This window comes from Hungatella sp. (assembly GCF_046966825.1).
On record NZ_JBKVCZ010000089.1, the window covers coordinates 1 to 14,677 of the forward strand.

At 49.9% G+C, this 14,677-nt stretch carries 15 protein-coding genes; 9 read left to right on the forward strand and 6 right to left on the reverse strand.

All coding sequences use genetic code 11. The features are described from left to right. The 5 genes from ACLTD4_RS22605 to ACLTD4_RS22625 all read left to right on the forward strand — a co-directional run. A partial coding sequence (locus ACLTD4_RS22605) for a response regulator (RefSeq protein ID WP_412331575.1) occupies positions 1–440 on the forward strand: 440 nt, incomplete at its 5' end. A 33-nt stretch (positions 441–473) separates the two neighbouring features. Continuing rightward, entirely contained in the window at positions 474–770 is a 297-nt protein-coding gene (locus ACLTD4_RS22610) for a YciI family protein (RefSeq protein ID WP_117623481.1), read from the forward strand. 33 nt (positions 771–803) lie between these two features. Continuing rightward, a complete protein-coding gene (locus ACLTD4_RS22615; RefSeq protein WP_117623482.1) occupies positions 804–2,738 on the forward strand; it encodes a diguanylate cyclase in 1,935 nt (644 codons plus the stop codon). 18 nt (positions 2,739–2,756) lie between these two features. Then, positions 2,757–3,518, forward strand: a complete 762-nt coding sequence (locus ACLTD4_RS22620; RefSeq protein WP_117623483.1) for an EFR1 family ferrodoxin — start codon at positions 2,757–2,759, stop codon at positions 3,516–3,518. Between the two features lie 104 nt (positions 3,519–3,622). Next, positions 3,623–4,345, forward strand: a complete 723-nt coding sequence (locus tag ACLTD4_RS22625) for a CAP domain-containing protein (RefSeq protein ID WP_117623484.1) — start codon at positions 3,623–3,625, stop codon at positions 4,343–4,345. A 118-nt stretch (positions 4,346–4,463) separates the two neighbouring features. Here ACLTD4_RS22625 and ACLTD4_RS22630 read toward each other — a convergent pair whose 3' ends face one another. From ACLTD4_RS22630 to ACLTD4_RS22640, 3 genes are all read right to left on the reverse strand, one after another. Next, complete coding sequence (locus tag ACLTD4_RS22630; protein ID WP_117623485.1) at positions 4,464–5,111, reverse strand: nitroreductase family protein; 648 nt, start codon at positions 5,109–5,111, stop codon at positions 4,464–4,466. An 18-nt stretch (positions 5,112–5,129) separates the two neighbouring features. Further along, complete coding sequence (locus ACLTD4_RS22635) at positions 5,130–5,714, reverse strand: TetR/AcrR family transcriptional regulator (protein WP_117623486.1); 585 nt, start codon at positions 5,712–5,714, stop codon at positions 5,130–5,132. Between the two features lie 174 nt (positions 5,715–5,888). Continuing rightward, on the reverse strand, positions 5,889–6,098 hold the full coding sequence (locus tag ACLTD4_RS22640; RefSeq protein WP_002604341.1) for a hypothetical protein: 210 nt from the start codon (positions 6,096–6,098) through the stop codon (positions 5,889–5,891). Between the two features lie 541 nt (positions 6,099–6,639). On the opposite strand from ACLTD4_RS22640, the gene ACLTD4_RS22645 reads away from it, so the two are divergent. Further along, on the forward strand, positions 6,640–7,782 hold the full coding sequence (locus ACLTD4_RS22645) for an aldo/keto reductase (protein WP_117624196.1): 1,143 nt from the start codon (positions 6,640–6,642) through the stop codon (positions 7,780–7,782). Here ACLTD4_RS22645 and ACLTD4_RS22650 read toward each other — a convergent pair. Beyond that, a complete protein-coding gene (locus tag ACLTD4_RS22650) occupies positions 7,771–8,682 on the reverse strand; it encodes an AraC family transcriptional regulator (protein WP_055652584.1) in 912 nt (303 codons plus the stop codon). The two genes, ACLTD4_RS22645 and ACLTD4_RS22650, sit on opposite strands and share 12 nt — an antisense overlap. Continuing rightward, on the reverse strand, positions 8,675–9,268 hold the full coding sequence (locus tag ACLTD4_RS22655) for a hypothetical protein (protein WP_181988652.1): 594 nt from the start codon (positions 9,266–9,268) through the stop codon (positions 8,675–8,677). The genes ACLTD4_RS22650 and ACLTD4_RS22655 overlap by 8 nt, the downstream gene beginning before the upstream one ends. A gap of 405 nt (positions 9,269–9,673) precedes the next feature. Between ACLTD4_RS22655 and ACLTD4_RS22660 the strand changes: the two genes are divergently transcribed. From ACLTD4_RS22660 to ACLTD4_RS22670, 3 genes are all read left to right on the forward strand, one after another. Next, positions 9,674–11,614 carry a right-handed parallel beta-helix repeat-containing protein gene (locus ACLTD4_RS22660; protein WP_117624195.1) on the forward strand — a complete coding sequence of 647 codons (1,941 nt, stop codon included), beginning with the start codon at positions 9,674–9,676 and terminating at the stop codon, positions 11,612–11,614. 253 nt (positions 11,615–11,867) lie between these two features. Continuing rightward, on the forward strand, positions 11,868–12,536 hold the full coding sequence (locus tag ACLTD4_RS22665) for a DUF5780 domain-containing protein (protein WP_117624194.1): 669 nt from the start codon (positions 11,868–11,870) through the stop codon (positions 12,534–12,536). Positions 12,537–12,564: 28 nt separating this feature from the next. After that, positions 12,565–13,317, forward strand: a complete 753-nt coding sequence (locus tag ACLTD4_RS22670; RefSeq protein WP_117624193.1) for a TraX family protein — start codon at positions 12,565–12,567, stop codon at positions 13,315–13,317. A 35-nt stretch (positions 13,318–13,352) separates the two neighbouring features. Here ACLTD4_RS22670 and ACLTD4_RS22675 read toward each other — a convergent pair whose 3' ends face one another. After that, on the reverse strand, positions 13,353–14,627 hold the full coding sequence (locus ACLTD4_RS22675) for a RelA/SpoT domain-containing protein (protein WP_055652589.1): 1,275 nt from the start codon (positions 14,625–14,627) through the stop codon (positions 13,353–13,355). Positions 14,628–14,677: the final 50 nt, after the last annotated feature.

The window sequence follows — 14,677 nt, forward strand, 5'->3', positions numbered from 1 at the left end:
GCCCGGAGCCGCCGGTAGATGCTTTCCTGGTAAAGAGGCAGTTTAAGCCGGGGCTTCGCGTGCTGCTTGCGGAGGACAACGAGCTTAACCGGGAAATCGTGGAAGAGCTGCTGGCATTGTCCGGGATCACGGTGGAAAGCGCCTGCAACGGACAGGAGGCCGTAGATTTATTCTGTGCGTCGCCTCCTGGCACGTACGGCCTGATTCTGATGGATATCCAGATGCCGGTTCTGGGCGGATACGGCGCCGCCAGAGCGATCCGCAGACTGGGCCGGACCGGGGAGAGGCCCGACGCGGCGGAGATCCCCATTATCGCGCTTACGGCAAATGCATTTGCCGATGATGCATATCAGGCGCGGATTGCGGGAATGAATGAACATGTGGCGAAGCCGCTGGAGATCAACCGGCTTCTTGAAATTATGAGCCGCTGGGTAAAGTGAGCGGCAGACATACTGTGAAAGCGGAGGAAAAACATGAAATATTATATGGTGGAAGGAATCATACTGGACGCCGGGAAGATGGATGACGCGATTATGAAGGAACACATGGCCTATACGCAGAAGGCCATGGACAGCGGCATGATATTCTTATCGGGGCTTAAGACGGACATGAGCGGCGGCGTATTTCTCATGAAGGCGGAGAAGCCGGAGGAGATAGAGTCGTATCTGGCCGGGGAGCCTTTTAAACGGAATGGGATACAGGATTACAGATGGGCGGAGTTTGACACCCATTATATCCAGTCGCAGCCGGATCAATGGTTCAAAAAGTAACGTACTGCCGGTAATCAGACAGGAGGATGAAACATGAAAAAAGCCATCACGTTCAGACTGTGCGTCGTGATCATTACCGCCATGGTGATGACGGCTCTTCTCGGATACTATCTGCAGACGAAGTCTGCAAAAGAAGCGATGAGAACGAATTCAGAGATCCGGTTCAACCAGGTTTCGGAGGTCCTTAAGAGAAATGACACCGAGATCGCGGAGCTGCGGGAGAATCTGAAGGAGGATTATTTCATCCGGGCAAAAGCGGCGGCGTATATCGTACAGAACCAGCCGGACGTGGTGAAAGACTTAGAGGAAATGCGAAAGATCGCCTCACTGCTCCAGGTTGATGAACTTCATCTGTTTGACATGGAGGGCCGCCTTTATGCCGGTTCCGAGCCGAAATACTACGATTATACGTTTCGCTCGGGGGAACAGATGCAGTTCTTTCTTCCGATGCTTGACGATGTTGACCTTCAGCTCTGCCAGGACGTGACGCCCAACACCGCGGAAGGCAAGATGATGCAGTACGTCGCGGTGTGGAGGGAGGATCACGGAGGAATCGTCCAGATCGGTATGGAACCGGCCCGTCTGATGGCCGCCATGGAAAAGAATGAACTCTCTTACGTATTTTCCATGATGACGACCGAGAGAGGCGTTACCATTTTCGCGGCTGATCAGGACACGGGGACGATTATCGGAGCTACGGGAGGTATTCCGGTGGGGACTCCGCTGGCATCCCTCGGGCTCTGCCTGCCTGAAGACATCGGAGAAGGCACCCTCTATAGCAGGGAAATGGTTCTTGACGGACAGAAGAATTACTGTATGATGGAAATGACGGACGGGATTTTAGTAGGCGTCAGCGCTACATACGAGAAGCTCTACGAAAACGTTCCGGGCAATATGATGCTGATTATTTTCAGCCTCTGCGTACTCTCCTTTGTCACCGTGTTCCTGATTCTTAAGATGCTGGATACCTTTATTTTAAACGATATTTATGGGACGATAGACGGAACGCAGAAGATTGCCGCCGGTAATCTCGACTACAGGCTGGAGATTGATCACACGCCGGAATTCAAGGAGCTTAGCGCCAATATCAACCGCATGGTCGGCAGCCTTCTGGAGGCGACCGGAAAGCTGTCCCTGGTCTTCCAGAACGTCGATATTCCGATTGCGGTTTACGAGTACAATCAGGATATGAAGCGCGTGCTGGCGACGAAAAAGCTGGGAGAGATTCTGATGATACCGGAGGAGGAGCTTTCTGCCGTCCTTGCGGACAGGGAGCTTTTTGTGGAAAAAATTAAGGTGATCCGTTCCGAGCCGCTGAAGGAAGAGAAGGAAATCTGCTGTCTGAACGGAGAGGAGCGCCGTTACGTGAGGATCAAGACGTACGAGGGGGAAGGGAAAACTCTGGGAATCGTCATCGACGTAACGGAGGCAATCGTGGAAAAACAGCAGATCGAGCAGGAACGCGATATCGACCTGCTTACCGGTCTTCTGACACGGCGGGCATTTTTCCGTACGGCAGACCAGCTGTTTGCAGATCCGGACCGGATGAAGACGGCAATGCTTCTGATGATGGATTTAGATAATCTGAAGCATGTCAATGATTCCTGGGGCCACGAATACGGCGATAAGCTTCTGAAGACCGCTGCGGATTTGTTTGCCGGTCTCAAGGCTCCCGAAAAGCTGGCGGCGCGGCTCAGCGGAGATGAGTTTGTTCTGCTGATCTACGGCGCGGAGGAGAAAGAGGAGCTGTACGCGTGTATGGAACGGCTGGAACAGAGTATAAGGGAGGCCAGAATTGCGCTGCCTGCCGGCGAGGAGGCCGAGGTGAGCGTATCGGGCGGTTATCTGATCTATCCCGAGGTCTGCGCTGACTGTACAGAGATGCTTCATCTGGCGGATCAGGCGATGTACCGGGTGAAGAAGAGCGGAAAGGGACGGTTTGAGAAGTATGACTGTCCCCAGAAATAAAAATCAGGAGGCAATAATATGGCAATGTATGAAATCTATTTCAGTCCTACCGGAGGGACGAAGAAGGTCGCAGAGATCATTGGAAGCGCGTGGTCGTGTGAAACAGTGAGGGTTGATCTGATGAATCCGGCACTGCAGCCGGAACAATACGCCTTCTCGGCGGATGACATCTGCATCGTAGCAGTCCCGTCGTTCGGCGGCAGAGTGCCGGTAACGGCGGTGGAACGTCTGAAAAAGATGGCGGGCAACGGAGCGAGAGCGGTTCTGGTGGCCGTTTATGGAAACAGAGAATTCGAAGATACGCTGATGGAATTAAAAGATGTGCTGTCGGAGGCTGGTTTTCGCTGTTCGGCAGCCGCAGCGGCTGTGGCAGAGCATTCGATCATTCGTAAGTTCGGCGCCGGAAGGCCGGATGAGGAAGACTGCCGGGAATTAAAAGAGTTTTCGGAACGGATCAAACATCATCTGGAGGAAAACGGAGACGGTGAGATAACAGTGCCTGGCAGCCATCCATACAGAGAATATCACGGTGTTCCAATGAAACCGAAGGCGGACAAGAACTGCATCAAATGTGGAAAGTGCGCCGCAGAATGTCCGGTCCAGGCGATTCCGAAGGATAATCCGTCATCTCTGGACAAGGAACGCTGCATCTCCTGTATGCACTGTATCGCCATATGTCCGGAGCAGGCGCGCCACAATGATAAGGTAGTGCTGTTTGCCGCGGAACAAAAGATGAAAAAGGCCTGCAGCGGCCGCAAAGCGAACACCCTGTTTCTGTAAAAATGATTTCCAGTCTTTTCCTGACAATTTCCAGCCATCCTGTGTTATTATATTTTTGTAACAGAAATGTAACGATTATGTAACAATATCAGGAGGTATTAAACATGAAGAGACTAACCGCATACGCACTGACCGCAGCAGCGGCACTGGCAACGGCCGGCACCATCCCGTCGACGGCAAATGCAGCCGTTAATACATATAATTTTTCCGCAGGCGGCGGGAGAGTTATCATGGTGACCGGGAATAACCGGATGGATTTCAATAATATCTTAAACCAGATTCCCGGAGTAAACTTCTCCCCGGACTGCCAGCCTGTATTCCCGAATTATCCGGGCGATATGCTGCCGGACAACAGCCTGCCGATGCCGGAGCTGCCGTCACCGGATTACCCAATGCCGGATTTCCCGGACAACAGCCTTCCGACACCGGATCAGCCGTCTGATGAAAATCAGGATGAGGCCGTGGGCGCAGTACTGAAGCTTGTTAATGAAGAACGTGCCAAAGCAGGCCTTCCGGCGCTGACCCTTCATGCAGGCGCGACCCGTGCGGCACAGCAGAGAGCAGGAGAGATCGAGACCTCTTTTTCTCACACAAGACCGGACGGAAGCAACTTTACCACAGCACTGACCGCAGCTGGTGTGAGCTATAGAGCAGCCGGCGAGAATATTGCATACGGCCAGAAATCAGCGAAGCAGGTTATGCAGGACTGGATGAACAGCGCAGGACACAGAGCTAATATTATGAATGCAAATTACAGCTCAATCGGAATCGGCCATTATAAGAACGCGGCCGGCGTTGATTACTGGACCCAGCTTTTTATCAACTAAAGATTACTGAGGATATTTCGGATACATAAAGGGATGAATTAAAGTATTTCATAAAAAGCGGAAGATTTTACACTCTACAGCGTAAAATCTTCCGCTTTTTTCCTTCCATACCGTTGTATCAAAGTCCTGCGCCCGCCTGAAAATGGTATTTCACAATCCCGAGATCCAGATTGCGGTACTTGCCTTCCTTTGCCTCATATTTCACAGTCTCCCCGTCCAGTATAATCAGAAAGTTCTGCTTATTCATGGCGGTTGGTGCGAGGAGGGCGGCTTCCATGCCTTTTCGGAACCATTCCGGCATCTCTCCGTCCACCTTGCAAAGCTGCGGCATTGGTTTTGATTTGTGAGGGACGCCCTGGGTGTCTCCGTATCCAAGCGCCAGAACGCATACAAGCTGCTGATTCTGCTTGACGACTGCCCTGCACAGCTTTTTCTTATAGGTGACCGCCACCCAGCAGGTATTCAGTCCCAGCTGCTGCGCCCGTAGTGCGATCCGTTCTCCGTAGTATCCCAGCTTTTCTTCCAGATCATGGCCGGAGGGACCTATGAGTGCAATGTAGTTTGAGACACCGCGGAAGCCTCCGTAATGAGCCACCAGTCCCTTGAAGACGCTGCTGTCATTTGTGATCAGCTGTATAAAAAGATCGCCCTCGCGGTTGCATTTCTCAATTTCTTCCTTCAGTGTAAGAACTGTTGCAGCATCTATTTCCCTTGCCTGATAGCTTCTGACCGAGTGCCGGTTTTTTATCGCTTCCTGGATTGTCATGTTTTGTCTCCTTTTTCATTATGATAAAATTATTTTTTCGTACAGAAGCTTTTTGGTGAGAGCACCCCAGTCTCCGTTATAGTGAAATCCCTTCATATTCGCCATGGCGGCCAGTCCGTGTGCGGTGGCCCACATAACGATTAAATTGTCCCTGTGCTTTTCTTTTTCCACGTGATTATATTCCATGCACAGCAGCCCTATTTCCTTGAAAAGGTGAAATGGTTCAAAGTCTCCGTCAAAGGTATCCTCTGTCAAATCAATCCTGTAATCTCCGCTGTCATAGATGAAGGTAAAATAGTGGGGATTGTCCGCAAAGAATTCTACATAAGCGATTCCCATGTTGATGGCGGCGCCCGCGGGATCATCCTTATCCGTGCCCGCGATCAGCGCATCACAGAATTTCCTTGTGACATAGTTTTTCATCTCGCGCATCAGTTCATCGACATCAGCATAGTGGTTATAGCAGGCAGTGGGAGAGACCCCCAGTCTTTTAGCCAGCTTTCGAAGCGAGAAATTCCCCTTTCCTTCCTCGTGAATCAGCGCCAGCCCTTCTTCGATCAGCTCTGTCTGCAGATTTCCGTGATGGTATGGTTTTTCTTTCATAATTCAGCCTTTCTGAAGTGTTTTATTCTTAAATAAATGAATTCTACAAACAATATTAACGCATGATAATATTATGTTGACACCTGTTAATATAATATTATCATATATATTAACAGGTGTCAACATTGAACACTCTCCAATCCTGGGCCTTTGACGATAAAACAGGCTGGGAAATTATATTCCCAGCCTGTCTTCAGCCTCTTTTTCCGAGAAAAATACCGTTTTTCCGATTTGTCCGGAAGCGATCACGTACGGTCCCTCGCATGCTCCATAACTGTCAATGCTGAATGTGAATCCCCCGTTTTCCGGTGTCACATCAATCACCCGACCAGAGTGAACCGCATCCTCGTCCAGGTAATAGACCACAGTTCCTTCTTCGATCATATGAATCCTCCTCACCATCGAAAGTGGTTGAAAGCTAACCGCAATTCGATTAAAATGAAATATATAAATAGAGTAGTTGTAACTGTAATTATATGTATTACAGTTATGGATGTCAAGTCCAAATTGTGAACCACCACAGCATCTGTTGTAAATCTGAACTGGAGGAATGAAATATGAGAAGGTGTAAGATCAACGTTTGAAAGACAACACTGGATGAGGAATTGGCGAGGGAGTACGGAGCACCGGGATTACAGGCATGTCCCATGCTGAAGGCGGGACAGATGTTCTTTGCTGAATACGTGAAACCGAAGGGCTGAATCGCCAAAAACAAGTTTAACGGCAGTGGCGGACGAAAAAAAACGCTATCCCCCACTGATATGAAGTCAAGCTGCGCATCGATAAATGATGCAGCCGCACTCTGAGCAATTACCGGGTGGGGATAGAAATAAATAAACTAACAAGATAGAAGCAGCCGAGGACGAATCCAAAATGGATTACAAACCCGTGGTACGGGAATAAAGGAAGAAGAGGGGAAATACATATGAACTACAGAAAACTGGGGAAAACAGGACTTATGGTCAGCGAGATCGGTCTGGGCGGCGAGTGGCTGGAACGCCATAATGCAGACGAGGTAAAGTCGGTCATCGACTGCTGCGAGGAGGCGGAGATCAATATTCTGGACTGCTGGATGGCCGAACCGAACGTTCGCTCCAATATCGGAGCGGCGCTCTCGGGCAGACGGGACCGCTGGATCATTCAGGGCCATATCGGTTCCACGTGGCAGGATGGACAGTATGTCAGAACCCGTGATTTAGACAAGGTAAAACCGGCGTTTCAGGATTTGCTGGACCGCATGCGCACAGATTATATCGATCTGGGAATGATACATTTCGTGGATGAGGCCGCAGAGTTTCAGTCGATCATGAATGGAGAATTCATGGAATATGTCAGGGGGCTGAAGGAGCAGGGGATTATCCGGCATATTGGCATGAGCACCCATAATCCGGCGGTGGCGAAGATGGGAGCGCTGTGCGGTGAGATTGAGATGATTCTCTTCAGCATCAATCCGGCGTTTGATATGCTTCCCGCCAGCGAGAACATAGAGGATTATTTTAAGGAGCGGTACGAAGAGGAATTGGGCGGTATTGCGCCGGAGAGGGCAGAGCTGTACCGGATCTGCGAGCAGGAAGAGGTTGGCATTACCGTCATGAAGGGGTATGCCGGCGGCCGGCTGTTCTCGGCGGAGGCGTCTCCCTTCGGCGTAGCGCTGACACCGGTTCAATGTCTCCACTATGCGCTGACCAGACCCGCTGTGGCCAGCGTCATGGTGGGATACGATACCCCGGACCACGTGGCGGCCGCGGTGGCATACGAGAGCGCGTCAGAAGAAGAAAAAGATTACGCGACCGTGCTTGCAGGGGCGCCTCACCACGCATACGCCGGCCAGTGTACGTACTGCGGCCACTGTGCGCCGTGTCCGGCGTCCATTGATATCGCCATGGTAAATAAGCTTTACGATCTGGCGGTCATGCAGAATGAGGTCCCGGCCTCCCTGCGGGCACATTATGACGGACTGTCTGCGGGAGCGGCCGACTGCATTGGATGCGGAAGCTGTGAGACGCGGTGTCCCTTTGGCGTCCATGTGGTGGAACGGATGGGGCAGGCGAAAGCACTATTTTCCTGACGGCAGTTCCGCTGCCGGTTCACCATCCACACGGTTCATGCAGTCCAGCGAGTACATGCGTTTAAACTCCGTGGGGGTACACCCTTTCAGCTGTTTAAACATGCGGATGAAGGCCGAAAGGCTGGAGAAGCCCGACTGGAGTGCCACCTCCGTTACGGAGTATTCCGGATTGATCAGGAGCTGCTCCGCGTGGGAGATTCGTTTTTTGTTTAAGTAGCGGTAGAAGGAGGTATGTGTGAAATCCTTAAAAAGCCGGGTGAAGTGGTATTTGCTGAAGCCCGCGATCCCGGCGATGGTTTCCAGGGATAAGTCCTCCGTACAGTGCTCATTGATATAGTTGCAGACGTAAAGAAAGCGTTCCGCGTATTTGGCGGACTGGGGTCCCAGCGTGCCCACGGAGGCGGACGGGGAGATGGCGTATCGTCCAAGAAGTCCCAGCAGCTCGATGAGCGCGCCATAAAGAAGCATATCGTAAAAGGACCGGGAGCCGGCGTATTCCTCTTCCATGAAGGAGAGGAGTTCGCCGGCCTTTCTGTACAGATCAGGCTCTCCCTTAGGCGTGATGGTGGTTACCGGCGCCAGCAGAGCGAGCATGGTCTCCAGGTTGGAGACCTCTCCTAAAAATGATAAATCTGCAAGATAGATGGTCCGGCTGCCCGTCTCCGGCGCGTAAAGCGCATGTATGGTGCCAGGACGGATGATGGCGATATCCCCCTCCTTTAGCTGGTAGATCTGGTCATCCACCACGATCCTATACCAGTTTTCCTTCGCATGTATGATTTCCATCGGAGTGTGCCAGTGATCCGGGAAATTTTCACAAATACTCATGTCACTGATTCGCATCCGGAGATTTTCACGAAATGTGACCGTCTCGAAGATGCCGTCAAGATGTTCAATCATTGGTAATCCCCTTTCGTTCCCTTTCCATGCTTCGCGTGTATCCAAAGCACTTTGAAAACAGCTTTCTGCCGATGTAATCCCGGTAGTGAAAACAGTTGTGACGGTAAAACTCATTCCAGTAGCTGATCATCCGGTCGTGGCTCAACAGAAACGAATTCATGTTAAGGCGGCAGAATGATTTCATCCGGTCTGTATTTTTCCCTGCCATTTCATGGTAGATCAGCTCCAGAATTTCAGCTACATACTCATCCGAAAGTTTTAAGATGTATGGAAAACACCAGTCCGGATAATCTTCCATAAGGATCGCCCTTACGTGCTTCTCCCGTATATAACCGTCAAAGCTTCTCGTAAATATGGCGTGACAGATCATTCTCTGCGTCCATGATAACCCGGAGCACAGGTCCTCATACGTATCGACATAATAGATTCGGTAAGGAAATGAAACCGTTTGTCTGTCGGGCAGCGTATAAGTGCAGGTCTTGCCCGTCTCTGTGATTGGAATATCATGGTACGTGTTTCTGGAAATACGTGACAGCACAATCGCTGCATCTTCATACAGCCGAGCTGGAAAACCATCTGTAAGCATAAGATTACCTCCCGGGGTTAAAAATTCCTCTGCAGGCAGCGGAGCATCAAACTTACATCGCCGCAAGGGGGTGAACCTTTGCCGCAGTCGCTGGATGGACATACAGGAATGGTCGTATGGCTCATTGCCTTCGCAAATAAAAATATGTCTGAAAGCGCAAACAGCAGTCAAAAGGCCATGACAGCAAATTGAAACAAAAAAAGTGCGCTGTTTTTCCTGCTATCATACCGCGATTATGGCAAAAATGCAATATAAAACAGCTGTATACCTCTATCTTTCGGTAAAGATGCTATTTTAAAGAAGCAACTATTGATATAGATGGCGCAATAATTGTAAAGTCAAAACTGTCATAATCTGCTATATTAAAGTCATCTTAAGTACATCATTGATTCAGGAGGTAATAAAATGAGAGAATATCATGTGGCGGTAACCGGCTGTGATTTTGAAGACGGCACAAAGGACCATCCGTTCCGAACCATATCGAAGGCTGCGTTACTCGCCATGCCGGGAGACCGTGTCATTGTCCATGAGGGAGAGTACCGGGAGTGGGTTAAACCAGCGCAGGGCGGAACCAGCAGTGTTTCAAGAATTACATACGAGGCAGCGGAAGGAGAACGCGTCGTAATCAAGGGTTCTGAGCAGATCACGTGCTGGGAGCCGGTGGAGGGCAGCGTCTGGAAAGCGGTACTTCCCAATTCCTTCTTTGGCACTTATAATCCGTATAAGGAGGTTCTGGGAGGAGACTGGTTTATCTATCCGAATGACAATTCCCTGCACACCGGGGACGTCTACCTAAATGGAAAATCCTTTTACGAAGCGAAGAGCCTGGAGGAAGTGAAAAATCCGTTTATCCGCACCGAGGGTGTGAATCCGCCATGGACCAGGCATCCGGAGCCGATTCTGCATCCGGAGGATACCATGTATCAGTGGTATGCCGAGACAGATCAGGAGACTACCGTGATCTATGCCAACTTCCAGGGCGTGAATCCTAACGAGGAACTGACAGAAATCAACGTGCGCAAATGTTGTTTCTATCCTGAGAAAACAGGATTAAACTATATCACGGTGCGCGGCTTCGAGATGGCCCAGGCGGCATGCCCGTGGACCCCGCCGACCGCAGATCAGCCAGGACTTTTGGGAACGAACTGGAGCAAGGGCTGGATCATTGAGAGCAATAAGATTCACGATGCAAAATGCAGCGGAATCAGTATCGGAAAGGAAGCCTCCACCGGCCATAATCTCTGTACCAGGACCCACAGAAAGCCAGGATACCAGTATCAGATGGAAGCCGTATTCCGGGCAAGACAGATCGGATGGAGCAAGGAGACGATCGGTTCCCACGTAATCCGGAACAATGAGATTTATGACTGCGGACAGAATGGTATCGTGGGCCATATGGGCTGTGTCTTCAGCGAGATTACCCATAACCATATTTATAATATTGCTGTAAAGCATGAATATTTCGGATATGAGATCGGAGGAATCAAGCTGCACGCCGCCATCGATGTACAGATTCATCACAACAACATACATAACTGCACGCTGGGAACGTGGCTGGACTGGCAGGCCCAGGGAACGAGAGTGAGCAAGAACTTATACTATGCCAACGACCGTGACCTCATGGTGGAAGTAACCCATGGCCCATATCTGGTGGACAACAATATCTTTGCATCCGATTATAATTTCGACAATATCGCCCAGGGCGGCGCCTACCTTCACAATCTCTGCTGCGGCACCATGCGCAGAGAGGATGTGCTGGACCGGTCCACTCCTTACCACTTCCCTCACACGACAGAGGTGGCGGGAACCACAGTGGTTTACAGCGGTGACGACAGGATCTATCAGAATGTATTTCTGGGAGGAGCCGTGACCTATACGGAGCAGTCCCTTCACGGAACCGAAGGCTATGACGGCCATACGAATTCTCTGGAAGAGTATATCAGTGATGTCATCTCCCGTGGAAACGGTGATTTAGAGCAGTTCAAGCATGTAAAACAGCCGGTATACATCCGTGGAAACGCCTATTTAAAGGGGGCTAAGCCCTATGGACGGGAAGAAAATACGCACGTAAGCGATATGGATCCTGCCGTTCGGATTGTAGAGACTGACGGAAAAACGTATCTGGAGCTGAATGTGGAAAAGGAGATGCTGGAGATTCCGACAGAAATCTACAATTCCGAAAAACTGGGAATGCCGCGTATCACGGAGGCCGCGTATGAAAATCCGGACGGCACACCAATCGTATTCGATACCGACTATCTGGATCAGTCTAGGAACGGACAGCCTGCGGCAGGCCCGATTGAAGGCCTGAAGGAAGGAATGAACCGGATACTGGTTTGGGGATAATGGAAATACAGAATTAGGAGATACTGATAGAAGCAGAATTTTCAGGGGCGCAAAACGCCCCTGATTTTTTTTCTGCGTCCTTTCACAAATATCTTTCACACAGACTTATTTTCAGACAAACAGCAGCCATATCCGATAAAATGCACATTTCCATCCATCTTTCTTAAGGATTCATTCCGTGTTTCCCAAGTATTTTGTGGTAATATTTACCTGTCGCAGATAAGAATATGAGAATCAGACAGGGAGGTGTTCTGTGAACAGAAAAAGAGTAATTACGGCAGTTGTGATTTTTGCGTTGCTGTGCGTCGGCGTAATATCGTGTGCGCCGGAGGCATTGGTCGTGACGGGGGGATCGAGTGCTGCGGAGACATCGTGTGCGGCAAATCCGTGTGAGAGCACTGGAGATCAGAAAAAGGCAGTGGATTCAGGAAATTCGGTTTCCAGAATCGTGGAGCTGCGTGAATATGAAGACAGCGGATGGCCGTATTTATATGATACCTACACCAATCATACCGATAAAACCATCTCGTCCAGACAGTACTGCATGCTGGCCTACGATAAAGAGGGACAGCCGCTGAAGCTTCAATGGTATATCATGGATTCCGGCGATAAACCGTCATATGACTGTTTGTACGATGATCATGACGAGATAATACCCGGAGCGGCCGCTGATTCCGGCTGGACGCTTTATGACGGAGAGAAGATGACAGGATGGCCGAAGATCGGAGACGGCGGACCAAACCGGGTGGCCTATGCGCTTTACTGCGACCGGAGGATAGTATTTTCGGATGGAGAGGTATGGGAAAATCCAGGATATGAGGACTGGCTTGAGAAGTATAAGGGAAAATCCGTGCCTGTCGAAGAACTCAAGAATTACTACCCATCGGTTCTTGCGGTTACGCTGCAGGATCAGGACGGTTAAACAATAATTCCCAACATGGAGGTTGACAATGAGTACATTCGCGTTAAAGATCACAGCCCTTATCCTTATGTTTCTTGACCACGCAGGACTCTATTTTGAAGGTGCGCCGATGTGGTTCCGTTGGGTGGGGAGAGCTTCCTACCCTCTGTTTTTATTCAGTATGGTCTGGGGATATCACTACACAAGAGACCGGAAAAAATACCTGCTTCGTTTATACCTGATGAGTATTTTTATGACCTTTTTTACTTACTTCATTAAAATCAGGTTTGATGCCTCCATTGACTATGGATACCATAATATTTTTCTGTCCATGTTTCTGGTGGGTGTTTTAATCAGCACCATTGAACTGTTTATGAAGGACAGAAAAAAGGGCGGTATCATGATCGGCATCATTTTTCTCGTCCAGGTCTTATTTTATATGATGCCCGGCTTCTTCCCCTTCCTTCACAGTCTCAGTGGAGATACGCTCACCGGTGTCATTCCCAATCTGGCGCTGAATGAGTATGGGCTTGAATTCATTGTCCTGGGCGTGCTGATGTATTTCCTGAAAGAGAAGAAGGATTTATTAACAGTCGTGTATCTGCTTTTCTGCATCGCCCAGTTCAGCGAGGAGATGCTGGCCGCAAGCACCGCCACACAGTGGATGATGGTGCTCGCCCTGCCGTTCATGCTCAGCTACAATAACCAGAAAGGCCCCGGATTAAAATACTTTTTCTATGTTTTCTATCAGGCACATACGTTTTTGCTGTTTTACCTTGCAAATTATGTCTTTGTAAAATAAATGTTATTCGAAGCGCTGTATCATTCATACCAATATTAGTTTGCCTGTTTCGCAGCTTCCGCCGCAGGAGCGGGAGAGGAGAACTGCTCCGTCAGCTTTTCCAGTAAATCCCTGGCCTCATTTCCCTGTTCCAGTAAATCATCCACCTCGGGAGTTTCGATATTATGGATCAGGACATTCCGCGTCTTCCGGAGGGCGACGATCTTGTTGAGGCATTCCTTGTCAAGAATATCCAGCCGCTTTAAGGTATTGATATTAAAGGCGCCGCGCGTCTTCGGCGAGCTTTTGTATGATATACGGTTCAGGAAATGCTCCAGAGGCACCCACTGGTTAAAGAAGTAGGTGATGGAGTTGCCGGCCACCTCGTCGGCATCACCGGCGATGCGGAGTTCGCGGTAAATCTGGTACCGTTTTTCATTACCCGTAATGATCTGATCGATGATCTGCTGGGAGATGTTGCGGCGGTCCTTTTCGAACTTGACTGATTTTAAGACCGGTTCGATCTCTTTGACACCGTTCATCTTAAGCTTGCTTAAGAGCTTGAATAATAACTCGATATTTCCCATGCGGAGCTCGATGTCCTCACGGCGGAAATTATTGCTTAAGTAATTGTAGAGATAGGAAGCCAGCTCATACTGGCTGCCGAATGTGGCGTTTTTGCTCTGGACCCTTTCATTGCCGGCGCTCTGCAGCCGCTCCAGGGCGATCTCTCCGGCGAGGACGAGTCCGTTCAGCTCATCGATGATAGCCAGTTCTTCTTCCGACAGGGTTCCCGAAAGAGGCTTGTAGACGAGATCGTGTTCGACCTCGGACCATGCATGCATCAAAACAGAAGCCACCTGAATCTCAATCCGTGCGGCGGCGTATTTCTGCTGCGACTTGTCTAAGGATTCTTCCTTCATATGAGCCCTGTAATGGTTGGCCCAATAGCCGGAAAAACGCTTGTTGTAGGTGGGCGGCTTGGACTGCTCCGGGAACTGCTTAGTCTCTATAATGGTAAACAGATCGGCGATCAGGCTGTTGGCCTTGTCACGGTCTCCGGGGAAGTAGAGGGATACCCGGACTCCGGATAAATCGGCGATATCCTCGTAAATCTCCCTCATGTTTTTATAGGGAACCGGCCGCCGGCTGTTCCTCCTCAATACCTTGCTTTTTAATCTCACAGGATTCTTGGCCCTGGATGTCACCATGGCGCGGATACCGGCTGCCTGAAGCGCGGATTCCAGCTGCCTGGCTGCGATGTGCCCGGCCGTCTCGTAAAAGTTCAACTTTTTCTTATAATTTTCAATAAACTGGTTAATCAAATCCATACTCGTTCCTCATTGGTTTCTTGTTACATGTTTATTATATCGCAATAGGA